General features: G+C 71.6%; 25 protein-coding genes and 2 tRNA genes. 17 read left to right on the top strand and 10 right to left on the bottom strand.

Going from position 1 to position 22,584, the window contains the following annotated elements; all coding sequences use genetic code 11:
• Positions 1-13 precede the first annotated feature (13 nt).
• The 5 genes from IE326_RS11610 to IE326_RS11630 all read left to right on the top strand — a co-directional run bounded on the left by IE326_RS11610 (position 14) and on the right by IE326_RS11630 (position 2,052).
• Entirely contained in the window at positions 14-265 is a 252-nt protein-coding gene (locus IE326_RS11610; protein WP_189835522.1) for a hypothetical protein, read from the top strand.
• 13 nt (positions 266-278) lie between these two features.
• Positions 279-566 (top strand): hypothetical protein, encoded by a 288-nt coding sequence (locus tag IE326_RS11615; RefSeq protein WP_190041458.1) that lies wholly within the window; start codon positions 279-281, stop codon positions 564-566.
• A 220-nt stretch (positions 567-786) separates the two neighbouring features.
• Positions 787-1,023, top strand: a complete 237-nt coding sequence (locus IE326_RS11620; RefSeq protein WP_308440308.1) for a hypothetical protein — start codon at positions 787-789, stop codon at positions 1,021-1,023.
• On the top strand, positions 980-1,702 hold the full coding sequence (locus tag IE326_RS11625; protein ID WP_229915298.1) for a GntR family transcriptional regulator: 723 nt from the start codon (positions 980-982) through the stop codon (positions 1,700-1,702). Before IE326_RS11620 ends, IE326_RS11625 begins: the two co-directional genes overlap by 44 nt.
• Before the next feature lie 2 nt (positions 1,703-1,704).
• Positions 1,705-2,052: a hypothetical protein gene (locus IE326_RS11630; RefSeq protein WP_190041460.1), complete on the top strand. Its 348-nt coding sequence runs from the start codon at positions 1,705-1,707 to the stop codon at positions 2,050-2,052.
• A gap of 73 nt (positions 2,053-2,125) precedes the next feature.
• Here IE326_RS11630 and IE326_RS11635 read toward each other — a convergent pair whose 3' ends face one another.
• From IE326_RS11635 to IE326_RS11645, 3 genes are all read right to left on the bottom strand, one after another.
• Positions 2,126-3,409, bottom strand: a complete 1,284-nt coding sequence (locus tag IE326_RS11635; protein ID WP_190041461.1) for an Ea47 family protein — start codon at positions 3,407-3,409, stop codon at positions 2,126-2,128.
• A gap of 528 nt (positions 3,410-3,937) precedes the next feature.
• Positions 3,938-4,144: a bacteriocin immunity protein gene (locus IE326_RS11640; protein ID WP_190041462.1), complete on the bottom strand. Its 207-nt coding sequence runs from the start codon at positions 4,142-4,144 to the stop codon at positions 3,938-3,940.
• 20 nt (positions 4,145-4,164) lie between these two features.
• Entirely contained in the window at positions 4,165-4,632 is a 468-nt protein-coding gene (locus tag IE326_RS11645; RefSeq protein WP_190041463.1) for an NUDIX hydrolase, read from the bottom strand.
• Between IE326_RS11645 and IE326_RS11650 the strand changes: the two genes are divergently transcribed.
• The 10 genes from IE326_RS11650 (at position 4,633) to IE326_RS11695 (ending at position 11,685) form a co-directional block, all read left to right on the top strand.
• Positions 4,633-5,430, top strand: a complete 798-nt coding sequence (locus IE326_RS11650; RefSeq protein WP_190041464.1) for a GntR family transcriptional regulator — start codon at positions 4,633-4,635, stop codon at positions 5,428-5,430. It abuts the gene before it with no gap.
• Between the two features lie 138 nt (positions 5,431-5,568).
• A complete protein-coding gene (locus IE326_RS11655; protein ID WP_030688073.1) occupies positions 5,569-5,913 on the top strand; it encodes an SCO3933 family regulatory protein in 345 nt (114 codons plus the stop codon).
• Between the two features lie 3 nt (positions 5,914-5,916).
• Complete coding sequence (locus IE326_RS11660; protein WP_190041465.1) at positions 5,917-7,272, top strand: FtsK/SpoIIIE domain-containing protein; 1,356 nt, start codon at positions 5,917-5,919, stop codon at positions 7,270-7,272.
• An 80-nt stretch (positions 7,273-7,352) separates the two neighbouring features.
• Complete coding sequence (locus tag IE326_RS11665) at positions 7,353-8,042, top strand: DUF2637 domain-containing protein (protein WP_190041466.1); 690 nt, start codon at positions 7,353-7,355, stop codon at positions 8,040-8,042.
• A gap of 12 nt (positions 8,043-8,054) precedes the next feature.
• Entirely contained in the window at positions 8,055-8,246 is a 192-nt protein-coding gene (locus IE326_RS11670; protein ID WP_190041467.1) for a mobile element transfer protein, read from the top strand.
• An 18-nt stretch (positions 8,247-8,264) separates the two neighbouring features.
• A complete protein-coding gene (locus tag IE326_RS11675) occupies positions 8,265-8,423 on the top strand; it encodes a hypothetical protein (RefSeq protein ID WP_190041468.1) in 159 nt (52 codons plus the stop codon).
• A gap of 11 nt (positions 8,424-8,434) precedes the next feature.
• Positions 8,435-8,767: a SpdD-like protein gene (locus tag IE326_RS11680; RefSeq protein ID WP_190041469.1), complete on the top strand. Its 333-nt coding sequence runs from the start codon at positions 8,435-8,437 to the stop codon at positions 8,765-8,767.
• A gap of 88 nt (positions 8,768-8,855) precedes the next feature.
• Positions 8,856-10,253, top strand: coding sequence for a replication initiator protein RepSA (repSA, locus tag IE326_RS11685; RefSeq protein WP_190041470.1), 1,398 nt, complete (start codon positions 8,856-8,858; stop codon positions 10,251-10,253).
• Positions 10,250-10,456, top strand: a complete 207-nt coding sequence (locus tag IE326_RS11690) for an excisionase family DNA-binding protein (RefSeq protein ID WP_190041471.1) — start codon at positions 10,250-10,252, stop codon at positions 10,454-10,456. Before repSA ends, IE326_RS11690 begins: the two co-directional genes overlap by 4 nt.
• Complete coding sequence (locus tag IE326_RS11695) at positions 10,453-11,685, top strand: site-specific integrase (RefSeq protein ID WP_506417383.1); 1,233 nt, start codon at positions 10,453-10,455, stop codon at positions 11,683-11,685. The genes IE326_RS11690 and IE326_RS11695 overlap by 4 nt, the downstream gene beginning before the upstream one ends.
• A gap of 98 nt (positions 11,686-11,783) precedes the next feature.
• Here IE326_RS11695 and IE326_RS11700 read toward each other — a convergent pair.
• Both IE326_RS11700 and IE326_RS11705 read right to left on the bottom strand, forming a co-directional pair.
• Positions 11,784-11,856, bottom strand: a tRNA-Arg gene (locus IE326_RS11700).
• 363 nt (positions 11,857-12,219) lie between these two features.
• Positions 12,220-12,310 (bottom strand) — tRNA-Ser (locus IE326_RS11705).
• Positions 12,311-12,688: 378 nt separating this feature from the next.
• Here IE326_RS11705 and IE326_RS11710 point away from each other — a divergent pair.
• Positions 12,689-13,117, top strand: a complete 429-nt coding sequence (locus tag IE326_RS11710) for an SSI family serine proteinase inhibitor (RefSeq protein ID WP_373310227.1) — start codon at positions 12,689-12,691, stop codon at positions 13,115-13,117.
• Positions 13,118-13,267: 150 nt separating this feature from the next.
• Positions 13,268-17,179: a PAS domain-containing protein gene (locus IE326_RS11715; RefSeq protein WP_190041473.1), complete on the top strand. Its 3,912-nt coding sequence runs from the start codon at positions 13,268-13,270 to the stop codon at positions 17,177-17,179.
• Between the two features lie 177 nt (positions 17,180-17,356).
• Here the strand turns inward: IE326_RS11715 and IE326_RS11720 are convergent, their stop codons facing one another.
• The 5 genes from IE326_RS11720 to IE326_RS11740 form a co-directional block, all read right to left on the bottom strand.
• On the bottom strand, positions 17,357-19,009 hold the full coding sequence (locus IE326_RS11720) for a long-chain fatty acid--CoA ligase (RefSeq protein ID WP_150229724.1): 1,653 nt from the start codon (positions 19,007-19,009) through the stop codon (positions 17,357-17,359).
• A 150-nt stretch (positions 19,010-19,159) separates the two neighbouring features.
• Positions 19,160-19,771, bottom strand: coding sequence for a SigE family RNA polymerase sigma factor (locus tag IE326_RS11725; protein ID WP_150229721.1), 612 nt, complete (start codon positions 19,769-19,771; stop codon positions 19,160-19,162).
• 220 nt (positions 19,772-19,991) lie between these two features.
• Complete coding sequence (locus IE326_RS11730) at positions 19,992-21,158, bottom strand: lipid-transfer protein (RefSeq protein WP_150229719.1); 1,167 nt, start codon at positions 21,156-21,158, stop codon at positions 19,992-19,994.
• Positions 21,155-21,553, bottom strand: coding sequence for a MaoC/PaaZ C-terminal domain-containing protein (locus tag IE326_RS11735; RefSeq protein ID WP_190041474.1), 399 nt, complete (start codon positions 21,551-21,553; stop codon positions 21,155-21,157). The genes IE326_RS11730 and IE326_RS11735 overlap by 4 nt, the downstream gene beginning before the upstream one ends.
• Positions 21,550-22,584 (bottom strand): acyl-CoA dehydrogenase family protein, encoded by a 1,035-nt coding sequence (locus tag IE326_RS11740; RefSeq protein WP_150229715.1) that lies wholly within the window; start codon positions 22,582-22,584, stop codon positions 21,550-21,552. Before IE326_RS11740 ends, IE326_RS11735 begins: the two co-directional genes overlap by 4 nt.

The raw sequence follows: 22,584 nt of genomic DNA on the forward strand, positions 1-22,584 counted from the left end.
TCGCGTCGACCGCATGACCACCCGACTCGCCGCCCTGGGCGTCACTTCCGCCGTGACGCGCACCAAGGGCTGGATCCACGTGGAGGGGCACGTCCCACACCTCCTCGCTCCCGAGCAATGGCAAGAGCTCCTCGCAACGCTGGCGGTGGCCGACTCATTCGGACTCGTCGACAGCAGCGCGGACGGCCGCAGCGTCTGGGCCGGAGTCAACGACAAAGCCCCCGCGACGGTGGACGCCGTCCGGGGGCACGGCCATCAGCCCTGAGGAGCTGATCAGCATGTTCAACCGTATCCGCGGCGCTCTCAGCCGCACCAGAGCACAGCACCGGAGAACGAAGAGCCGGCGCCGCGCGCACCCCGCAATTCCAGCCCGCCCGAAGGTGATTCACCTCGGCCAAGCGTCACAACGGCTCGACGCACGCAACTGGGACGTCCTGGCCGGGGAGGAGACGGCACTCGTCCGCCCATACGTGACGGCGGCCGAAAAACGGGCGAGGCGCACGATGGCGGACACGGCCATGCTTGCGGGCATCGGCTGCTGGGCGCCGGTGGAGGTCACGGCATGACGCCCCGGGTCCACCGCACGCAAGTGCCGAGCGACCGGACCTCCGCCCCGTACCGCTCCAACACGTGCCGCATCGGCTCCCACCACGAGTGCGAGCACGCGAGCCCTGCCGTGGCGCCCGTGGACATCCCGGTGGTCTTCGAGACCTGCACCTGCTCATGCCACCGCACGACTTCACCGACGGGCGGTGGCCAATGAGCACTTGGGTACCCAGCAGTGCCATGGCCATCTCGATCGAAGTCACGGCCGCTACCGTCCGGCTCGGCGACGTCATCCAGATAGGCGGCCAGCCGTGCCGCGTCGCCGACCTCCTCCACCTGCCCGGCGGGGCCAAGCGACTCCGCTTCGAGTCGGGCGAACTTCTGACCCTGCACGCCCGAAGCCGACTCATCGCCCTCCGGATGCAGAGGGTGGGTGATCAGCGCCGTGGCTTCTCGCCGTCACGTCATCGCCGATGACCTCAGGACCCAGATCGCGACGGGTCAGATCAAAGCCGGCGAACGCCTCCCCTCGGAGGCCCAGCTCGCCGCCCGCTACACGGTAAGCACACCGACTCTGCGAAACGCGCTCGCGCTGCTCCAAGCCGAAGGTCTCGTGGAAAAGGTCCACGGCAAGGGGAACTTCGTGCGCTACCCCCTCCGCAGGATCACGTACCTCGGCGGCGGCCGCACACCAGCGAACGCGACTCTGCACGTCAGCATCCGCACCACCAAGCTGAGGGCACGAGGACACCTGGCCGCCTTGCTGCGGGTTCCGGTAGGCAGTCCCCTGACCGAGTTCCGCTGTCTGAGTCACGACGGGACGTCGCCACACAGCCTGGCCTGCGTCTACATCCCCCGCGACCTGGCGCCGGCCGACGTACCTGGCGAGTCGTCTACGCCCGAGGAGCTGGTAACGCTGCTGGCCAAGCCCCGCCCACTACTGGCCGAAGTCCAGGAGAAAGTCTGCGCTCGCCTCCCGACACCGGTGGAAGCGACGACGCTCCGGATCAGCTCGACCCTTGCCGTCCTGGAAGTCACCCGCGTGGCTACCGACACCACCGGCCGCATCGTCGAGGCGGCACGGCTAGTCCTCCCCGGCGACCGAGCGGAAGCGGTCTTCACCACTCACCCCACAACCGAAGAGAGGACGGCGTAAGGATGACGCCCCACAACGAGCTCCGACTCCTCCCGTGGTCGGGCCCAGACGGCAAGACCTGCTTCCTCAGCACCGACGACACCGGCGGTCTGCTGTCCCGTCTGGCCGACCAGGCCGAAGGAGCCCAACTCAACGTCGGCGCCGAACTCCTTGAGCACACCCGGGAGGTACTCACTGACGAGAAGTCGGACCCGGAAGAGCTGCGCCTCCTGGTGCGGGACCTCGCCGATGCCCTACGGGACGCGCTCCGCGTGGCAGTAAGCCGCGGCCACCGCCTCCCGACGCCGGATCCCGCCTTGCGTGGAGTGGAAGACGGGGTCCCCCGGCTGCAGGCGGCGGCCTTCGGCTAGCACCGACGCACAAGGATAGTGAAGCCCCGGGCCCGAATCCGGGGCTTCACTGCGCACGAGGGAAGAAGGACTTCTACTCTGTCGCGGTCGACTCGGAACTTTCATTTTCCATTTCACGCCATCGTTCAATGATCGGAGTGAGGATCCCAAGGGACGAGTACTCTACGTCACCCTCCGCGAACGTGTCCTCCAGTTGAATCCCCCCGAGAAGCTTTCGCGAGAAAGGTGCGATCAATGAGGCCACTCGACCATCGCGTGTCGCAGAAAGGACATGCAAGGCTTCCCGACGATCCTTACCGCGGTCCCTGGCGGGGATCACTTTCCCCTGGTCGTCATACTTGTAATCGTTGACGTACCACATTTCAGCGATGAGCAAGATTCCGTCTGCTCTATGGGTCTCAACCCTGTCGGCAATCCTGTGAAAGGCCAAATATTTTGCGTTCTGGTCAGCATAGTTTGGCGACATGAATTCAACTACTTCGTCACCTCGGAATAGCCACACCACATTCATATGGCTCTTATCTCGCGCCAACACACTCCGGGCGTGGTCCATCATCTGGGGGGCGATCTCAATGGGATTCCCCCGAGTGAAGTCGTTCACCCCATAGCGCTTCCGCGCTTTGGCCGCCTTTCCTTCGTCATACGAGATCGGCGTAAGAACTTCATCGATTCCCCGCATGGCGCTAAGATCCAAGTGCTCCTGAAGCTGGCCCGGGTTGATGTCCATGCAATTCAGCGGATCTCGCACAAGCACGTCACTAACGCATTCCGGATCGCGTTCCCCCAGCCCGCAAGAGCCGGCCCCGAAGGCCTCGTGCGCGTCAGCGAGGAGGCTACTCAGAGTGATAAACGCCTCTCTGGTGGCGCTCATCAGTTCACGGTCCGGAAGACCGCTATCCACCCATCTGCGCGATACCGTGACTACTCCAACACGCCTATTGCCCGGAGTCGCCAAAAGCGACCCGAGGATCGCCTCTGAAGGCATTCGTGGCGGGAATGTGAACTTTCGCTCCTTCTTGTTTGCCCAGTCCGCCACCCATCGCACCTTCACCTCACTAAGGAGTTCCAGGTCGGACTCCTTAACCACTCTGTTTCGAGATTTCACCACCCACCGCATGATCGGATCAGCCTTTGCCTCTTCCTGAAATCTCGTATACCAAGTTTCAAAGTTTGGGAGTTCACTCTTCTGCTTTTGAAGCAGGAATGTAACGTTGCGCAGCCCTTGGATCAAAGAATTTAGATGCATCCGAAAGGTATCGGGTTGCATGTACGAGTCCGCCATTGCGTGCCACATCGCATGGCAGTCCATCAAGCGCTTATGCGAGGAAATCACTGGGCACTTTTCGTAATTATTCATGTGCACAGCGTAGAGCTATGAGGTGCTTGGGCGGATAGATTTACGGAGATCCACAAGCGAGTGAAGCCGCCCGGCGTCCGCCCACCACCTACCCCGACTCCCATCCCGTCTGCCGTCGACCCACACACCGTGGAGCAGGCGCGGCACCGGGCGTCCAGGTGGAGCGCCCAACTGGACGAACGACCTGGACGCCCGGTGCCGTGTCTGCTCGGCTCTGCCTGGGTCGACGGCAGGCGGGATGGGAGTCCCACCGCCACACCCCACGGCCGGCACCCGCGAACGGAACCCCCGCCATCCCGGAGCCTGAGCGCCCCCGCCGGAGGCATCGTCTGGAGCCGCACTCGCGTACCGCCTCCGCCACATCGTCGTGGGTTCGTCACCCATCAACCCGAGCTGTCAGGCGTGCGGTCGGCGGCCGGGCTGGAGCGGGGCGGAGACAGGAGCGCAGGCCCGGGCGACGGGCCGCGCGCGCCGCGCCGTGCGCGGCGGGTGCCTTGATGAAGTAGAGAAAGTCTTACCGCGCTGCCCTCAGAGGGCGAACGGCTTGTAGGCCATGGCCCTGTTGATGACCTTCTCAGGCGTCAGCTCGGGGTCCGGGTCCCAGAAGATGTAGTCGCTGATGTGCGGGCAGGAGAGGCCCTGTTCAAGGGTGGCCAGGATCTGGGAGGACTCTTCCTCGGACGTCTCTGGGGCCATGAGGCGCTCGACGAGGGGGATCGCTTCCTCGCGGGTCATCCGCCCTGACCACTGCCTGCTCACTGGTGCGTGATCAGGTGGCGGCCGTCGTGGCTGCGGACGTGGGGGCCGTTTTCGTCCAGGGCGTCCAGGAGGCGGATCGCGTAGACCTCGGCCATGCGCTCCTCGACCTCGGCCGGCGTCAGCCAGTCGACCGCGGTGGACTCGTCCGAGGTTCGTTCGGTTCCGCCGGAGGGCTTGCAGCGGAAGACCAGGGCGACGATGCCGCGGGTGGTGTTCTTGTAGACGCCCGTCAGCTCGTCTACCTCGACGTGGATGCCCGTCTCCTCCAGGACCTCGCGGGCTACGCCCGCTTCCGGTGCCTCGGTGAGTTCGAGGACTCCGCCCGGGAGTTCCCACGTGCCGTTGTCCGCTCGGCGGATGGCCAGGAGGCGGCCGTCTTCGCGCACTACCGCTCCGGCCACGGACACCGAGTGGAGTGGTGTTGACTTTGTTCCCGCGCTCCCACTACTCATGTACAGGAGCATATGAGAGTGGGTAGGACTGTGGGAACTCCAGCAGGAGCTGGCAGGGCCGTACCTCGGTACGTGCAGATCGCGGACGAGATCGTCCAGCAGATCCGGTCCGGCGTCCTCAAGGCCGGCGACATGGTTCCGAGTGAGTCCGAGCTCGTCGAGCGGTACGGGGTCGCCGGCGGGACCATCCGTAAGGCCATGGTCGAGGTGCGGGCCAGCGGGCTCGTCGAGACCCGGCATGGCAAGGGCTCGATCGTGAAGGACCGGCCTCCCGTACGCCTTCGGTCTTCGGATCGGTTCCGCGCTTCTCACCGGCGGGGCGGCAAGGCTGCCTACCTCGCCGAGTCCGAGCAGTCCGGCGCCACGGCCAAGGTGAGCGTCCTCTACATCGGGCCCATGGAAGCACCCGCGGACATCGCCGAACGGCTCGGTGTCGACGTGGGGACGCAGGTGCTCGCGCGGCGCCGGCTGTACTTCCGGAACGGGACGCCCGTCGAGACCGCCTCGTCGTACCTGCCGTGGGACGTGGTGAAGGACATCCCCGAGCTGTTCTCCGAGAATCCGGGCCCAGGCGGCATCTACGCCCGGCTCGAAGACCACGGCCACACCTTCGCCGAGTTCGTGGAGACCCTTCAGGCTCGGCCGGCCGCGAAGGCGGAGGCGTCCGAGTTGGCGCTGAGTCCTGGCGCCCCCGTGATTCAGCTGGTGCGGGATGCGGTGACCACGAAGGATCGCGTCGTGGAGGTCTGCGACACGCTCATGGCCGCTGACCAGTTCGTCTTCCAGTACCGGATCCCCGCGTCTGACTGACGCTCGCTCAACTCCCCTCAGCCCGCTGCGGTTTCTTTCCGCGGCGGGTTGACTCATGTACAGGAGTGGTGCACTCTTCTTCATGTCACTCCTATACAGGAGTGAAGGAGCCCAACCTCTATAGAGGAGTGATCCACTGTGCGTCAGATCCCCGTCGACACCTCCGCCGCGATGGTGATGGTTGCCCAGCCCCCGGCCCCGAAGATCGCGAACCGCCAGACCGGTGAGATCGCCACCGACCGGGACACCGGTGCCCCGCTCATGACGGTCGACGTCATGTTCGTCATGGACGGCAACGCCGAGATCCTCAACCTGACCGTGCCCAAGACCGGCATCTCCGAGGAGCTGTCCATGGGCACCCCGGTCGCCCTGACCGGCGTCGTCGCCCGGCCGTGGGAGAACGAGTTCAACGGCCAGAAGCGCCACGGCATCAGCTTCCGCGCCGTCGCCGTCACCTCGCTCGCCGCCGCGAAGGTCGGCTGACCCATGACCGCCTTAACGGTCACCCTCGCCCTGGTCGCCACGGTCGCGCTGCTGCTGCGGTGGCAGCGTCCGGCCTGGTACTGGATGAGCTTCGGCGTCATCTTCGCCGTGGTGCGGATCCTCACCCGGTACGCGTCGGTCATGGACGCGTGCGGGCTGACCGTCCCGCCCTCGCGCTGGCGCCTGGCGTTGGCCCGAATGACCGGCCGGCCCATCCCGGACTCGCGGGCACCCCGAATTCTGCGGCTGCGGCCGACACGTACCGGGCTCGTACTGCGGGTGAAGCTGCGTCCCGGTCAGGACGCGTTCGACTTCTCCGCCGCCTCGGACCGGCTCCGGCACTCGTTCGTCATGCAGAACGTCACCGCCCGGGAGATCCGTTCGGGTGTCGTCGAGCTGCGAATGACCGGGTACGACGTCCTCAAGCGGGTGCAGATGCCCGCGACGGCCCGTGCTGGGGTGATGCGCGTTCCGGTCGCCATGCGGGAGGACGGGGAGGTCTACTACCGCGACTACCGTCAGACCCCGCACGCACTGAACGTCGGTGCCACACAGTCCGGAAAGTCCGTCTATCAGCGCAATCTTGTTGCCGCGCTCGCTCCGCTGGACGTCGCCTTGGTCGGGATCGACTGCAAGCAGGGCGTTGAACTTGCTCCGCTTGCACGGCGGTTCACTGCCCTGGGCGATAACCCTGACGCCGCTGCCGACCTCCTCGACGCCTTGGTCGAGCACATGGAGGACGTCTACCAGCTGATTCGTCGCGAGCAGAGGTTGAGTGCAGATCTGCCGGATGCGGAGATCACCGCTGACATCTGGGACCTGCCCGATCACCTGCGTCCTACCCCGATCGTGCTCCTGGTCGATGAGGTCGCTGAACTCGCCCTCTTCGCCACGAAGGAGGAAGAGAAGCGGCGCGATCGGATCATCACCTCCCTCGTCCGGCTCTCCCAGCTCGGCCGCGCCGCCGGCATCTACCTGGAGATCTGCGGACAGCGCTTCGGCTCCGAACTCGGCAAGGGCATCACCATGCTCCGTGCCCAGCTCACCGGCCGCACCGCCCACCGCGTCAACGACGAGACCTCCGCCAACATGGCCTTCGGCGACATCGCCCCGGACGCCGTCCTCGCCACGGTCCAGATCCGTACCGACCGGCCCGGTACCGCTGTCGCCGGTGACTCCTCCGGCGGGTGGGTCCGTATCCGTACTCCCCACCTCACGCTCCGGCGGGCCGTGAACATCGCGAACTCCCACGCCCACCGCACACCCGAGATCCCCGCGCTGGACGCCTTCCGGCCCGTCCTGCCACCCCTGGGCAAAGCCGCGGCGCCCTCGACCGTCACGGCTCCCGCGATCGCCTGAATCCCCTCGCTCCACGGCGGCGTGACCGCTTCACGCCGGTCCCTACCCCGCCATGCCCGAAACCGGAAGGAGGACCCCCGATGCGTCCCATCCGCCGACCGGACGCCGTCCTCGTACAAGCCGTGATCGCCGGCGCCCTGTCCTTCGCTCACCTCCACGACCTGGCTGCGGCTGCCGGACAGTCCGGTTGGAAGGCTTGGGCCTACCCGGTCTCCGTGGATCTCTTGCTCGTCGCCGCCTGGCATCGGCTGCGAACCTCGCGGGCCGCCGGTGAGCCTGCCCGCTCGGCCTGGACGTGGTTCATGGTCGCCCTGGCCGCGTCCCTCGGTGCGAACGTCGCCACCGCCGGTCTCCTCGACCTCGACCACGTTCCCGCCTGGCTGCGCATCCTCGTCGCGGGCTGGCCTGCCCTCGCGTTCCTCGGCGGGACCCTTCTTGTCCACTCACCTGGGCACCCGGTGGCACCGGTCGAACTCGACACGGCCACCGAGGAGCCCTCGGCCGTGGAAGCGGTCATCGAGCGGGATGACGTAGCCGAGCCGGAGATCGCCGCCGTACCGGCCCTCCCCTCCCCGGAGCCGGTCCCGGAACCCGCACCGGAGCCCGAACCCGCCCCCGTCTCCGTACCGCCGGCGCTCGTCGCTCACGCCCGCAAGGTCGCCGACGACTACCGCGCCCGAACCGGCTACCCCATCGACGCCGAGACCCTGCGCGCTCGCCTCGGCGTCCCGCCCCTGATGGCCGCTGCCATCGCCGCCCAGCTCGCCTGAAGGGAGACCCTCATGGCCCCTCGCGATCACTTCCACTCCGTGATGCGGATCGGCCCGGTACAGATCGGCACCCACCGGGACCGCCACGGCCGCACCAAGTACGCCGCCGTGTGCACGTCCGACGGCTGCGGCTGGTCCACCGAGTACTCCAGCTCCTCGGCCGCCCAGCTCGCCGCCCGCACCCACCGCTGCCCGCCCCGCTGACCCGAAGGAGCCCGTCTCGTGGACGTCCCGCTCTGGCTCGCCCTGATCGTCATCGGCGGTCTCGGTATCAAGCTCATCCGCCCGCCCTGGTGGCTCGTCGCCGTGATCCTCCTCGGTGGCTTCCTCCTCGCCGACAGCGTCCTCGCCCCGCTCATCGACAGCACAATCAACAGGTAGGGAGAACCGTCATGTTCCAGCCGCGCATCCCGGTCAACCCGCTCCCGACCGGCATCGTCACCCCGCTCGTCCAGCCGACCGACACCGCCGACATCGCGCCCCACCAGACGGCCGCCCCGGTGGTCTGCAACCACCACCACGCCCCGGCCCCTACGCCGTCCTCCGCCGTCCGCCTCACCCCGGCCAGCCTGGCCGTGGTCGTCGCCGGCGGCGCCGGAGCCGTCCTGGTCGTCGGCACGGTCCTGGTCTCCATGCTCCTCGCCGTCGCCATCAGCGCCGCCTCGGTCGCCGTGTGCGCCGTCGTCCTGCGCTCACTCCTCAACGGCCAGCACAGGCACCGCTAGTCGGGCCTCCGGGCGGCTCAACCGCCAAGTCTCCGCCGCCCGGAAGCCCCGCCCCTACCCAGCTCGCAGAACCAGAAGGAAGCTCTCCATGATGACCGTCCCAGCCGCCTCGTCGGCGGGGTTCGACACCGCCACCCTGGGCGACATGCTCCGGGTGGCCGGGTCCCCCGGCTTCGACCGCTGGAAGGAACAGATCCACCGCACCGGCGGCTGCTCCCACCCCATCCACCTCCAGGGCTGGACCCTCACCCGGGACAAGACCACCGGCGAGACCCTGCACCGGTACTCCACCGACACCGAACCGGGCGCCCGGCTCCGGATCGCCTGCGGCAACCGCCGGGCCTCCCGCTGCCCCGCCTGCGCCTGGACCTACGCGGGCGACACGTACCACCTCATCCGCGCCGGCCTCGCCGGAGACGACCGCCGGGACATCCCCGCCACCGTCCGCGATCACCCCCGCGTCTTCCTCACCCTCACCGCCCCGTCCTTCGGGCCGGTCCACAACCGTCCCGGCACCCGGCCCTGTCGCTGCGGCCTCCACCACACCGAGGACGACGCCGCGCTCGGCTCGCCGCTCGACCCCGAGTCGTACGACTACGCCGCCGCCGTCCTCTTCAACAACCACGCCGGGCAGCTCTGGCAGAGGTTCACGACTCGACTCCGTCGGGAGATCGCCGCCACGGCCGGCCTCTCGCAGAGGGAGCTGAAGGAGGTCGCCCGGATCTCGTACGGGAAGGTCGCCGAGTTCCAGAAGCGGGGCGCTGTCCACTTCCACGCCGTCATCCGCATCGACGGGCCGGACGGTCCCGACTCGCCCCCGCCGTCGTGGGCGACCACCGAACGCCTCACCGACGCGATCCGGGCCGCCGCCACCCACGCGTACACAACCGTCACCGTCCCCGCCGCCGGCGACCAGCCGTTACGCCGCCTCCGCTGGGGCACCCAGCTCGACATCCGGCCCGTCAAAGCCTTCGGAGACGGCTCCGACATCACCGAACAGGCCGTCGCCTCCTACATCGCCAAGTACGCCACCAAAGCCGCCGAGACCACCGGCAGTCTCGACCGCCGCGTCGGCAACCGCGAGGCCCTGGCCCTCCTCGGCATCCCCGACCACACCCGCCACCTCGTCGAAGCCTGCTTCGACCTCGACCCGCTGTACCCCGACCGTCGGCTCCTCGCCTGGGCCCACATGCTCGGCTTCCGGGGCCACTTCTCCACCAAGTCCCGGCAGTACTCCACCACCCTGGGCGAACTCCGCCAGACCCGCGCCGACTACCGCGCCGCCCAGGAACGCGCCGCCCGCGGCCTCGACGACATCGAGCCGGACACCGTCCTCGTCCTCACCTCCTGGTCCTACGCCGGCCAGGGCCACTCCCCCGGCGAGGCCGCCCTCGCCGCCTCCATCGCCCGGGACATCGCGCTCAACCGCGAGACCGCCCGCGAGGCACTGCGCGACCACCTCACCCTGGAAGGAACGGAAGCATGACCACGACCGTCATTCAGCCCAAGTGGCATACGACCGCCGAGGTCGCCGCCCTGCTCGGCTTCGGGCTGTCCAAGACCAAGATGCTCGTGCTCACCGGAGAGATCCGCTCGGTGAAGGTCGGCCGCAACCGCCGCATCCTTCCCGCCTGGGTCGACGAGTACGTCGAGCGCGTCGTCGCCGGCTCCGAGGAGTGGGCCGCATGAGCGGGAAGCGTGGCAACGGCGAAGGGTCCATCTACCCGTACAAGAACGGCTATGCGGCCTACGTCTGGGTCACCAAGCCGGACGGCAAGCGGGCCCGGAAGTACGCCTACGGAAAGACTCGGGAGGAGGTGCACGAGAAGTGGCTCGCGCTCCACGCCGAGGCGAAGAAGGGGCCCGTCGCCACCCGGCACCGCACCCTCTCCGCGTTCCTCTCCTACTGGCTCGACTCGATCGTGAAGCCCAACCTCGCCCCGCTCTCCTACGTCTCGTACGAGGGGTACGTACGGCTCTACATCGCCCCGCACCTCGGCACGAAGCGGCTCGACAAGCTGACCGTGCGGGACGTCCGAGAGTGGCTGACCAAGCTCGCGACCATCTGCCAGTGCTGCGCGCAGGGGAAGGACGCCAAGCGGGAGCCGGGCCGTCGGAAATGCTGCGCCGCCGGGGAGTGCTGCGAGGCGTTCCCGTCCCGTCGGGTCGTCCAGGGCGCCCGTGACGCCCTCCGGGCCGCTCTCACGCACGCCGTGACCGAGGAGGAGATCGGCAAGAACGTCGCCTCCCTCGTAAAGGTCCCCAAGCCGCGCCGTCGCCGGATCAAGCCGTGGTCCGTCGCTGAAGCGGGTCAGTTCCTCGCGGACGCGGCCGACCGGGACGATCACCTCTTCGCGGCCTGGATGCTCGTGCTGTGCCTCGGTCTCCGACGAGGTGAGGTCCTGGGCCTGACGTGGGAGTCGATCGACTTCGAGACCGGCGAGCTCTACGTGGACCACCAGATCCAGCGCGCCGGCCGCCAGCTCCTCCACCGCGAGACCAAGACCGAGGAGTCTGACGACTTCCTTCCCCTCCCCGCCGTCTGCCTCAAGGCGCTCCGGATGCGGCGTGGTCAGCAGACCGGGGATCGGAAGGCTGCCGGCGAGCTGTGGCAGGACAGCCGCGGGCTCGTCTTCACCACGAAGTACGGCACGCCCATCGAGCCGGGGAATCTGACCCGGATGTTCGCCCTGCGGGCCCGTCGCGCCGGCGTGCGCGTCATCCCGCTCCGGAACACCCGGCACACGTGCAGCTCGCTTCTGGTCGCCCTCAAGGTCCACCCGAAGGTGGCGCAGCGGATCCTGCGACACTCGCAGATCGCCATGACGATGGAGGTCTACGCCGAGGCGAGCGAAGAGGAAGTGCGGACCGCGATCGGCAAGCTGTCCGATGCCATGGGCGGGACCGCCACCGGCTGAGCCTCACCCACCAGCAGTCGCAGCGGTTGCTGTACTTCGCTGCTGTACGCCCATGCAACGCAAGAGGCCCCGGATCTCTCCGGGGCCTCTCACCTGTGTGCACTCGGCAGGATTCGAACCTGCAACCTTCTGATCCGTAGTCAGATGCTCTATCCGTTAAGCTACGAGTGCTTGTTCTTTTGTTCTCGTCTCCGTTTCCCGGCCCTTTCGGCCCGCTGTCCCGGCGACAGGAAGAACATTACATGAGTCCCGCCGTCATGTGAAATCCGATTAGCCCACCCCATCTGACCTGCGAAAACGTCACCCGGGGAGGGAGCGGCGGACAGGGCGGACCGGGCGCTTCCGAGGGCGGAAACGTGTCGGAGGGCCCGGAAAGAGACCGGGGTCACACGCGGGGCGGGGGAGCGCGGGGGAAGTGCGCGGGCGGGGTCAAGAGGGCGGGACCGGGAAGGCGGGGCGAGGGGTCCGGAGCGGCCGGCCGGGGTGACGGAAACGGCGGAAGCCCCGGCCGTGGGGCCGGGGCTTCCTTGAGGGCGGAGGCGGAGGGATTTGAACCCTCGATGGGCGATAAAGCCCAAACCGCATTAGCAGTGCGGCGCCATAGACCGGACTAGGCGACGCCTCCTCGCACCCCGCGCATGCGCGGAAGGTGCGTGCAGATGATGACACAGGCGAGCCTGGTGCCACCAATCGCTTTCACCGTACTAGGCGGGCGGGGCCCAGGGCAAAGGCCCGGCGCGTCCTCCGGCCCTCTCCCGCGCCCCTCCCGCGCCCCCCTTCGCGTGCCCCCTCCCGCACCCCTCTCCATGTGCCCCTTCGCGCGCCCCTCTCCGCGTGCCCCTCCCGTGCTCCCTCCTGTCTCCCCCTCCCGCTGCTCCGCCCGGCGCACCCCGGTTGCGCAACGCCCGCGCGTCCTCAGCGTTAGAAGCGTCAGAGGGGACGGGGGCGGTGTGCCCGCCGTGCCCGCGCCCCGATCCGCACCCACACCCGGAGTCGCCCCATGCTGCTGCGCAGCCTCGTCCTCGCCGCCGCCCTCGCCGGCACCGCCGTCGGGTCCGCCGCGGCCGTGCCGCTCCCGCCGCTGCCGCTGCTCTCGCCGCCCGACTCCCTGACGGTGACCGTCGCCGGCAGCGGGAACCCGGCCACCGACGGCAGCTGGGACCTGACCTGCGACGCCCGGGCGGGGGGCGACCACCCGGCGGCCGAGGACGCCTGCGAGCGCCTGGAGGGCTTCGCCCGCGCCGGGGAGGACCCCTTCGCGCCGGTGCCCGCGGACGGGATCTGCGCGCAGGTGTACGGCGGGCCGGCGACCGCCCGCGTGACGGGCACCTGGCAGGGGCGGCGGATCGACGCCCGCTTCTCCCGGACGGACGGCTGCGAGACCGCCCGCTGGGAGAACGCGGAGCCGCTCCTTCCGAGCGTCCGGGGCTGACGCCCGGGGGCGCCGTTAGACTCCCTCAGTGACAGGGCCGCCGCCCGAGGGGCAAGATGGGGCCGGCCGCCGTCCGGGCACATGCCGGACGGCTCACGCAGCGGGCACACCGCGCGGGCAATTGCAGGGCGTCAGGGAGGAAACGTCGTCGTGAGCAGCAGGCCATCCCGAGGCGCTGCTCGCCTCGCAGCCATACTCGACGCCCTGCCGGACGGCCTCGTGCTCGTCAACTGCAACGGCACGGTCGTCAACGCCAACACCATCGCCCTGGGCATGTTCGAGACCCCCGGCACCGCGCTCGTCGGGCGCGGTCTGCTGGACCTGCTGCCCACCTTCGACTCGCGCCTGATCCCCGGCTCGATGCGCCGGCCCGACCCGGCCGACGAGCGGGGCCGGACCAAGCCGATGCGGATGGTCGCCCGGCGCACCGACGGCGGCGAGTTCCCCGTCGAGGTGACCAGCGCCAGCCTGGAGGACGGGCGCGAGGCGTACGACTCGTACAGCGGCTACACCGGCGACGAGCTGCTGATGCTCGTCGTCCGCGACCTCACCGGCACCCTCGACACCGAGGCGGAACTGGCCCGCTCGCAGCGGCAGACCGAGATGATCCTGCGGGCCGCGTCCGAGGGCGTCGTCGGCACGGACACCGACGGCCGGGTCGTCCTCGTGAACCCCGCCTTCGCGCAGATCCTCGGCTACCGGGCCGGCGAGCTCGGCGGCGCCGAGCTGCACCCCCTGATCCTCGCCAGGCGCGCCGACGGCACCCCCTTCCCGTACGAGGAGTCCCCGCTCGCGGACACCCTCAAGTCCGGGCGCAAGCACCGCGTGCGCGGCCAGGTGCTGTGGTCGAAGGGCGGCGAGCGGGTGCCCGTCGACCTGACGACCGCCCCGGTGCGGGACGGCGACCAGCTCGTCGGCGCCGTGATGACCTTCACCGACCGCAGGCCGTACGAGGAGCTGGTCGAGAAGCACGCCGCGGAGCTGGCCGACCGGGCCGAGCGGCACGCGGCCGAGCGCGAGGAGCAGGCCGAGCGGTACGCGGCCCTCGCCTCGCGGCACGCCCAGCTGACCGCCGTCCTGGCCGAGTCGCTGCGCGGGCCCCTGGAGGAGCTGCGCGGCGAGCTGGGCACGCTCGCCGCCGACGACGGCGTGCAGTTGTGGCCCGAGGCCAACCAGGTGCTGCACCACCTGGTCGCCGGGTACGCCCGGATGACCTCCCTCGTCGACAACGTCCTCGGCTACCAGCGCCTGGACGCGGGCGAGGAGGAGCTCGACAGGAAGGTCGTGCTCCTCGACGGGATCGTGACCGGCGGCATCGACGCGGCCGTGGAGCTGATCGGGCCGGGCCGCGCGCAGTTCGCCGTGCACGCGCCGCCGATCGAGGCCGAGGTCGACGCCGGCCGGCTGACGACCGCGCTCGCCCACCTCGTCGCGGACGTGGCCGGGGTCGACGCCACCGGCAAGACCCGCGCCCCGGCGCAGGGCGCGGCGGCCCCCGCCGACTCGACGATCGTGGTCGCGGCGGCCCAGCGCGGCGAGGTCGTCCGCATCGAGGTCCGCGGCCCGTACGCGGGCGGCGACCCGGTCCACGGGCCCATCGTGCGCGGCATCGTGAAGGCGCACGGCGGCGTCGTGCAGACCCACGAGGTGCCGGGGACGAGCGGCGGCGCGTACGTCCTCGAAGTGCCGATAGGAGCCGGCCGGGGGACCGTCCCCGCGCCCGCGCCCAAGCCCGGCCTCGCGCTGGAGGCCGCGCCCGGGGGCGGCGGGAAGGACGCGGACGCCGGAGAGCCCTCGGGCGTCCTCGCGCTGCCCGCGCAGGCTTCCGGGGCCGCCGACGCCACCGGTTCCGCCGATGCCGCCGGTCCTGCCGGTACCCCTGCCCCTGCCGTCCCTGCCGGTGCCCCCGGTCCTGCCGTCCCCGTCGGTCCTTCCGGCGCCGAGGCCCCCGGCGGGGCGGTCCCCGACGGCGGGACCTCCGGCGGTTCGGGGCGGCGGCGGGCCCGGCGCGGGTCCACGGACGCCTTCCTGGAGAGCCCGGTCGCCCCCGAGGGCGGCGCCGCCGCGGTCGGTGGCGGACGCCGCCGGGGCCGTACGGAGGAGACCGCCGGTCCCGCCGAACTGATCCCCGCCCAGCAGTCCGCGGGCGCCGGGCCGACCGGCCGCCGCCGGGGCCGTCCGGCCGAGGGCGCCGTGGTGACCGCCGCCGAGGGCGCCCAGGAGCGGGCCGCGCTCGGTGCGGCCGTGCCGCCGCAGGGCGTCCCCGCCGATCCGGCCGGCGCGCCCGCCCTGACCCCGGCCCTGCCCACGGCGCCGCAGGGCGCGCTCGCCGTGACCGCCGTGCCCGCCATCGAGGCGCCGGGGGCGACCAGTGCCTCCGGTGCTTCCGGGGAGGGCGCCGGGCGGCCGACCGGGCGCCGGCGGCGGGCGCTCGCCGCCGCACAGGAGCGGGCCGCCGCCGCCGAGGCGGGACCGCGGACGCCGTTCGCGCTGCCGCCCGCCGGGACCGACCACGAGGACGCGGAGCCCGAGACGGACGCCGCACCGGACCTCGCTCCCGGCGTCGCTCCCGAAGCCGCACCGGGGCTCCCGGCCGCGCCGATCGCGCCGCCCGCCCCGGTGTCTCCCACCGTTCCACCCGCTCCGGCCGCTCCGGTCGCTCCGGTCGCGATGCCCGCGCCGATGCCCGGTCCCGTACCGCAGCCCGGTCCCGTACCGCCGCCCGTGCCCGGTCCGATGCCGGTTCCGTCCGGTGGGGACGCGGTCGGTGCCCTTCCCGGCGTACGGGACGGGGCGGGGCACGAGGCCGTAGGGGACGTGCCCGCCGGGCACACTCCCCCGCAGCCGCACCCCCTTCCGGCGCCGGCCCCCTCGGGCACGGGCGCGAGCGGCACCGGGTCCGTACCGCTGCCGCCCGAGCTCCCGATGCCCAGCCCGGCTCCGGCCCCGGCCGCCCCCGCTCCGGCTGCGGCTCCGCTGCCGAAGGACTCCACGCAGGGGCGGGCGTTCAGCGTGCGCACGCTCGGGCAGGGCGTGCCCTTCGCGCCGCCCGCGCAGGCCGGGACGCCCGTCGCCGCCTCCCCGAACGGTTCCGGGCGGCGGCGCAAGCTCGCGACGCCGCCGGAGACCGACCCGCCGGCACCGGCCGCGGGACCGGCGCCGCTCCCCGCCGCCGCACCGGCCCCCCTGCCGGACCCGCCGTCCGAGGGGCGGGGGCGCGCCTACGCCATAGGGGCGCCCGCCGAGGGCTCCGCGGAGGGGCCCGAGCCGCTCGACGGTCCCGGCGGCGCGGTCGAGGTCGTCAACCGGCCCGCGCCGCTGCCCCTCGACGACGAACTGCCCCCGGAGCCGCTCGACAACCCGCGCCGGCTGCTCGTCTGGCCCGCGCCGGACGTCTCCACCCAGCAGGCGCTGAGCGACCGCGGCTACCGGCCGGTGATCGTGCACTCCCGCGAGGAGGTCGACGCGCAGATCGCCGCCTTCCCGGCCGCGCTCTTCGTCGACCCGCTGACCGGGCCCATCACCCGGACCGCGCTCCAGTCGCTGCGCCAGGCGGCCGTCGCCGCCGAGGTGCCGGTGCTGCTCGCGGCCGGACTCGGGCAGGCGGGCCGGGAGGAGGCGTACGGCGCCGATCCCGCCGTCCTGCTCAAGGCGCTCGCGCCGCGCGACAGCGAGCAGCACCCCTCGCGGGTCCTCATCATCGAGGAGAACGAGCACATCGCGGAGGCGCTCTCGGCCACCCTGGAGCGGCGCGGGATGCAGGTGGTGCGCGCGGCCACGGACAGCGAGGCGGTGGCGACGGCCGGCGAGGTCCGGCCGAACCTGGTGGTCATGGACCTCATGCAGGTGCGCCGCCGGCGGGCCGGGATCATCGACTGGCTGCGGGCGAACGGGCAGCTCAACCGCACCCCGCTGGTCGTCTACACCTCGGCGGGTCTCGACGCCGAGCGGCTGCCCGAGCTGTCCTCGGGCGAGACGGTCCTCTTCCTGGCCGAGCGCTCCAACAGCGCCGAGGTCCAGGCCCGGATCGTCGACCTGCTGGCGAAGATCGGCACCAACTGAGGGAGGGGGAGGGCCCCTTCAGCGGCCCTCCCCCTCGTCCTCGTCCTCGTCCCGGCCGCAGAGCCTCGTCCCGGCCGCAGAGCCTCGTCCCGGCCGCGGAGCCGCGTCCCGGCCTCACGGCGCGTCACGGCCCTGCGGCCTCGTCACGGCCCTGTGGTGCGGCCGTGTCACGCGGCCCTACAGCCGGGTGACGTCCAGCTCGCCCTCCGCGTACTGCCTGCGGATCACCTTCTTGTCGAACTTGCCGACGCTGGTCTTCGGGACCGCCGGCACGATCGCCCAGCGCTCCGGCAGCTGCCACTTGGCGATGCCGCCCTCGGTGGCGAGGAAGTCCCGCAGGGTCGCGTAGTCGGCGGTCTCGCCCTCCTTGAGGACGACGGTCGCGAGCGGGCGCTCGCCCCACTTCTCGTCCGGGACGGCCACGACGGCGGCCTCGGCGACGGCCGGGTGGGCCATGATCGCGTTCTCCAGTTCGACGCTGGAGATCCACTCGCCGCCGGACTTGATGACGTCCTTGGCGCGGTCGGTGAGGGTGAGGAAGCCGTCGGGGCTGATCACGCCGACGTCGCCGGTCTTCAGCCAGCCGTCCTCGCTGAACTTGTCCTCGGGGCGGATCGGGTCGCTGCCGATGCCGCCGAAGTAGGCGCCCGCGATCCAGGTGCCGCGCACCTCCAGCTCGCCGGCGGACTCGCCGTCCCAGGGCAGGTGCTCGCCGGAGGGGCCGACGAGCCGGCCCTCGACACCGGCGGGGAAACGTCCCTGCGTGACGCGGTACGGCCACTCCTCCTCCGGGGTCAGCCCGGCCGGCGGGTGCGCCATCGTGCCGAGCGGGGAGGTCTCCGTCATGCCCCAGGCGTGGCAGAGGCGGACGCCGAGCCGGTCGTACGCCTCCATCAGGGAGGGCGGACACGCGGCGCCGCCGATGGTGACCTGCTTCATGGAGGAGAGGTCGCGCGGGTTCGCGGTGACCTCGGCGAGCAGGCCCTGCCAGATGGTGGGGACGGCGGCCGCGTGGGACGGCTTCTCGCGCTCGATCATCTCGGCGAGCGGAGCGGGCTGGAGGAAACGGTCCGGCATCAGCATGTTGATGCCGGTCATGAAGGTGGCGTGCGGCAGGCCCCAGGCGTTGACGTGGAACTGCGGGACGACGACCAGGGTCGTGTCCCGGTCCGTCAGGCCCATCGACTCGGTCATGTTCACCTGCATGGAGTGCAGGTAGATCGAGCGGTGGGAGTAGACGACGCCCTTCGGGTCGCCGGTGGTGCCGGAGGTGTAGCACATGGCGGCGGCGCTGCGCTCGTCCAGCTCGGGCCAGGCGTAGGCGGTCGGGCGGCCGGCGATCAGCTCCTCGTACTCGTGGACGCGCGGGGCGGCGCCCTCCAGGAGCGAGCGGTCGCCCGGGCCCGCGACGACGACGTGCTCGACCGTCGGCAGGTGCGGCAGGAGCGGGGCGAGGAGGGGGAGCAGGGAGCCGTTGACGAGGACGACCCGGTCGGCGGCGTGGCCGACGATGAAGACCAGCTGCTCCGGGGGGAGCCGCAGGTTGAGGGTGTGCAGGACGGCGCCCATGGAGGGCAGGGCGAAGTACGCCTCGACGTGCTCCGCGTTGTTCCACATCAGGGTCGCGACGGGTTCGCCCTGCCGGACCCCCAGCTCGTCGCGGAGTGCGCCGGCGAGCTGGGCGGCCCGGTCGCCGATCTCGGCGAAGGTGCGGCGCTGCGGCTCCGGCTCACCCGTCCAGGTCGTGACGGTCGACCCGCCGTGGACCCGCCGACCGTGTTCGAGGATGCGGCTGAGGGTGAGCTGTACGTCCTGCATGGTGCTGTACACGGGGCGTCCTCCCGGTGGGCGCTACGTGGCCTACGTGGCAGTAAGGATGTGCAGATTCTGCGCACGTACCAAGCGGTATGTCACTACCCGGGAGTACCGAAATTGCCAGTGATCACTGGCGGATGTCAATGATCCGCTCGGCGCCGGGCCTCAGGCTCCGACGCCCGCCGTGAGTTCCGGGTCCTCGCGCAGCCGGCCCAGGGCGCGGGAGACCGCGCTCTTCACCGTGCCGACGGAGACCCCGAGCACCTCGGCCGTCTGGGCCTCGCTGAGGTCCTCGTAGTACCGCAGCACGACCATCTGCCGCTGCCGCTCCGGGAGCTTCATCACGGCGCGCCACATGGCGTCGTGCAGCACCTGGCGCTCGGCCGGGTCGGGCTCGGGCAGCCCGGACGGCTCCGGCAGCTCCTCGCAGACGAACTCCTCGACCTTGCGCTTGCGCCACTGCGAGGTGCGCGTGTTCACCAGCGCGCGGCGCACGTAGCCGTCGAGGGCCCGGTGGTCCTCGATCCGCTCCCAGGCCACGAAGGTCTTGGTGAGCGCGGTCTGGAGCAGGTCCTCGGCATCGCTCGGGTTCGCGGTCAGCGAGCGGGCGGTGCGCAGCAGCAGCGGCCCCCGCGCCCTCACGAACGAGGAGAACGAGGGGTACGCGAACGGGTGCGGGCCCTGGCGCGGGGAGGTGCGCGGGGCCGGGCGCCGTGCGGCCCGGGTGACGGCCGTCGAGGCGCCGGCGCAGACGGGGCCGGTGGGTGGCGGGGTCATGACTCCACGCTAGGAGCGGCGGGCGCGCGGCGGATCGGCCCCAGGTCCCGAACCGTGCTCCCCCTCAAGTCGGACACTTCGGGGTGGCCCCACCTCCTGTGGGTGGAGCCGCCGTGGGACCAGGGTCAGGGTCCCCTGACGGAACCCCGCCTTCCGTCACCACCGCCGCCGCCCCGCGGGGATCACCGGCACCGGCACCGGCGCCCGGCGAGGGCGGCCCTCAGTCGTCCGTGCCCAGGACCAGGCCCGAGGTCGGCACGCCCGTGCCGGCCGTGACCAGGACGCGGGCCGCGCCGGGCACCTGGTTCACCGAGGTGCCCCGCAGCTGCCGCACCGCCTCCGCGATGCCGTTCATGCCGTGCAGGTACGCCTCGCCGAGCTGCCCCCCGTGGGTGTTGACCGGCAGCGCGTCCGCCGCGACGAAGTCCCCGCCCTCCCCGGGCCCGCAGAAGCCGAACTCCTCCAGCTGCATGAGCACGAACGGGGTGAAGTGGTCGTAGAGGATGCCCACGTCGATGTCGGCGGGACGCAGGCCCGAGGTCCGCCACAGCTGCCGCGCCACCACCCCCATCTCGGGCAGCCCGGTCAGGCCGTCCCGGTAGAAGCTGGTCATGGCCTCCTGCTTCCTGCCCGCGCCCTGGGCCGCCGCGAGGACGACGGCGGGCGGGTGCCGCAGGTCCCGGGCGCGTTCGGGGGTGGTGACGACGACCGCCTGGCCGCCGTCGGTCTCCTGGCAGCAGTCGAGGAGCCGCAGCGGCTCCGCGATCCAGCGGGAGGCCGCGTGGTCGGCGAGGGTGATCGGCTTGCCGTGGAACCAGGCCGCCGGGTTGGTCGCCGCGTACCGGCGGTCGGTGACGGCGACGTGCCCGAAGACCTCCGGGGTGAGGCCGTACTCGTACAGGTACCGCTGGGCGGCCATGGCGACCCAGGAGGCCGGGGTGAGCAGCCCGAAGGGCAGCTGCCAGCCGAGCGCGGCGCCCTCGGCCGAGGGCTCGCGCCGCTGCACGCCGGAGCCGAAGCGGCGGCCCGAGCGCTCGTTGAAGGCCCGGTAGCAGACGACGACCTCGGCGACCCCGGCGGCGACGGCGAGCGCGGCCTGCTGGACGGTGGCGCAGGCCGCGCCGCCGCCGTAGTGGACGCGGGAGAAGAAGGACAGCTCGCCGATGCCGGCCGCCTGGGCGACGGTGATCTCGGGGTTGGTGTCCATGGTGAAGGTGACGAGCCCGTCCACGTCCCCCGGGGCGAGGCCGGCGTCGTCGAGGGCGGCGCGCACCGCCTCGACGGCGAGGGACAGCTCGCTGCGGCCGGAGTCCTTGGAGAACTCGGTCGCGCCGATGCCGGCGACGGCCGCCCGGCCGCCGAGCCCGTCGGGGCGGCGCAGGCTCATCGGGGCACCTCCACGGCGACCGTGCCGGTGACGTGGTGGCCGAGGCCGTTGGCCCCGGTGATCCGGACGAGGAAGGTGCGGGTGCCGTCCGGGCCCTCGGTCACCCCGGTGACCGTGCCCGTCAGCGTCATGGTGTCTCCGGGGTGGTTGGGGGCGCCGAGCCGGATGGCGACCTTGCGGAGCACCGAGCGCGGGCCGAAGTGGCCGGTGACGTAGCGGCCGACGAGGCCGTTGGTGGTCAGGATGTTCATGAAGATGTCGGGGGAGCCCTTCGCGCGGGCGGCCTCGGCGTCGTGGTGCACGTCCTGGTAGTCGCGGGAGGCGACGGCCCCGGCCACGATCAGGGTCCGGGTCACCGGGATCTCCAGCGGCGGCAGCGCGTCACCGGTCCTCACGCCGTTCCCTCCTTCGCGAGCAGGTCGCCGAGTTCGGCGAGGAGTTCGGTGCCGTGGCCCAGGTAGGCGTCGAGCTGACGGCCCCACAGGAAGTGCCGGTGGACCGGGTGGTCGAGGTCGGCGCCCGTGCCGCCGTGCAGGTGCTGGCCGCTGTGCACGACCCGCTTGCCCGCCTCGGAAGCCCACCAGGCGGCGGTCAGCGCGGCCCCCGCCGCGTCGAGTCCGGCGTCGGACCGCCAGGCCGCCTCGTAGGCGGTGACCCGGATGGACTCGGTGTCCATGTGGGCGTCGGCGGCCCGCAGCTGGACCGCCTGCCGGGTCGCCAGCGGGCGCCCGAACTGCTCCCGTACGGAGGTGTGCGCCACGGCGCGGGCCAGCGATCCGGCGCAGACGCCCGCCTGGAGTCCGGCGAAGGCGGTCCGGGCGGTGGCCAGCACGTCCTCGTACGCCTCCGGTCCCGTCCCGTCCCCCAGCCGCTCGGCGGGCGCCCCGTCGAGCACCAGCCGGCCCGCCGCCCAGGGCGCGGTCAGCTCGACGTCCTCGACCTCCGCGTCCCCGGTCCGCACCAGCCACAGGACCCGGTCCCGGTCCGGCACCAGCACGTGGCCGGCGTCCCGCAGCCACGGCACCCAGCCGACGGTGCCGGTGAGCCGCCCGCCCCGCGCGGTGACGGCGCCGGTCGCCGGGAAGGCCCCGGTCGCGACGGCCGTGCCCTCGCGCAGTCCCGGCAGGAGGCGGGCGCGCTGCTCCCCGGTGCCGTGCCGGGCGACGGCGAGGATCCCGTACACCCCGGTCGCGGCGAGCGGGACCTGGGCCGTCACCCGTCCCTGCTCCTCCAGGAGGAGGACGAGGCCGAGCAGGCCGATCTCCTCGACGGCGCCGGGCAGTCCGGCCGCGCACAGCGCCTTCCACAGCTCGGCGTCGGTGCCGGTGCCGGCGGCGGCCAGCCGCTCGTGCGTGGCGAGGTCGCCGAGGATCCGGGCGGCCAGCTCCCGCGCGGCCTCCTGCTCCTCGGTGGGCGTGAAGTCCAT

The sequence above is a fragment of the Streptomyces filamentosus genome, from assembly GCF_014654895.1.
In the GTDB taxonomy this organism is placed as follows: Bacteria; Actinomycetota; Actinomycetes; order Streptomycetales; family Streptomycetaceae; genus Streptomyces; species Streptomyces filamentosus.

What these genes read in the sequence shown, in the direction of transcription:
- IE326_RS11730 (WP_150229719.1), bottom strand. Translation starts at nt 21,158, where the DNA reads ATGAGCCTGCGCCGCCCCGACGGGCTCGGCGGCCGGGCGGCCGTCGCC.
- IE326_RS11660 (WP_190041465.1), top strand. Translation starts at nt 5,917, where the DNA reads ATGACCGCCTTAACGGTCACCCTCGCCCTGGTCGCCACGGTCGCGCTG.
- IE326_RS11740 (WP_150229715.1), bottom strand. Translation starts at nt 22,584, where the DNA reads ATGGACTTCACGCCCACCGAGGAGCAGGAGGCCGCGCGGGAGCTGGCC.
- IE326_RS11620 (WP_308440308.1), top strand. Translation starts at nt 787, where the DNA reads ATGGCCATCTCGATCGAAGTCACGGCCGCTACCGTCCGGCTCGGCGAC.
- IE326_RS11670 (WP_190041467.1), top strand. Translation starts at nt 8,055, where the DNA reads ATGGCCCCTCGCGATCACTTCCACTCCGTGATGCGGATCGGCCCGGTA.
- IE326_RS11650 (WP_190041464.1), top strand. Translation starts at nt 4,633, where the DNA reads ATGAGAGTGGGTAGGACTGTGGGAACTCCAGCAGGAGCTGGCAGGGCC.
- repSA (WP_190041470.1), top strand. Translation starts at nt 8,856, where the DNA reads ATGATGACCGTCCCAGCCGCCTCGTCGGCGGGGTTCGACACCGCCACC.
- IE326_RS11630 (WP_190041460.1), top strand. Translation starts at nt 1,705, where the DNA reads ATGACGCCCCACAACGAGCTCCGACTCCTCCCGTGGTCGGGCCCAGAC.
- IE326_RS11645 (WP_190041463.1), bottom strand. Translation starts at nt 4,632, where the DNA reads ATGCTCCTGTACATGAGTAGTGGGAGCGCGGGAACAAAGTCAACACCA.
- IE326_RS11695 (WP_506417383.1), top strand. Translation starts at nt 10,453, where the DNA reads ATGAGCGGGAAGCGTGGCAACGGCGAAGGGTCCATCTACCCGTACAAG.
- IE326_RS11635 (WP_190041461.1), bottom strand. Translation starts at nt 3,409, where the DNA reads ATGAATAATTACGAAAAGTGCCCAGTGATTTCCTCGCATAAGCGCTTG.
- IE326_RS11725 (WP_150229721.1), bottom strand. Translation starts at nt 19,771, where the DNA reads ATGACCCCGCCACCCACCGGCCCCGTCTGCGCCGGCGCCTCGACGGCC.
- IE326_RS11640 (WP_190041462.1), bottom strand. Translation starts at nt 4,144, where the DNA reads ATGACCCGCGAGGAAGCGATCCCCCTCGTCGAGCGCCTCATGGCCCCA.
- IE326_RS11690 (WP_190041471.1), top strand. Translation starts at nt 10,250, where the DNA reads ATGACCACGACCGTCATTCAGCCCAAGTGGCATACGACCGCCGAGGTC.
- IE326_RS11680 (WP_190041469.1), top strand. Translation starts at nt 8,435, where the DNA reads ATGTTCCAGCCGCGCATCCCGGTCAACCCGCTCCCGACCGGCATCGTC.
- IE326_RS11665 (WP_190041466.1), top strand. Translation starts at nt 7,353, where the DNA reads ATGCGTCCCATCCGCCGACCGGACGCCGTCCTCGTACAAGCCGTGATC.
- IE326_RS11610 (WP_189835522.1), top strand. Translation starts at nt 14, where the DNA reads ATGACCACCCGACTCGCCGCCCTGGGCGTCACTTCCGCCGTGACGCGC.
- IE326_RS11615 (WP_190041458.1), top strand. Translation starts at nt 279, where the DNA reads ATGTTCAACCGTATCCGCGGCGCTCTCAGCCGCACCAGAGCACAGCAC.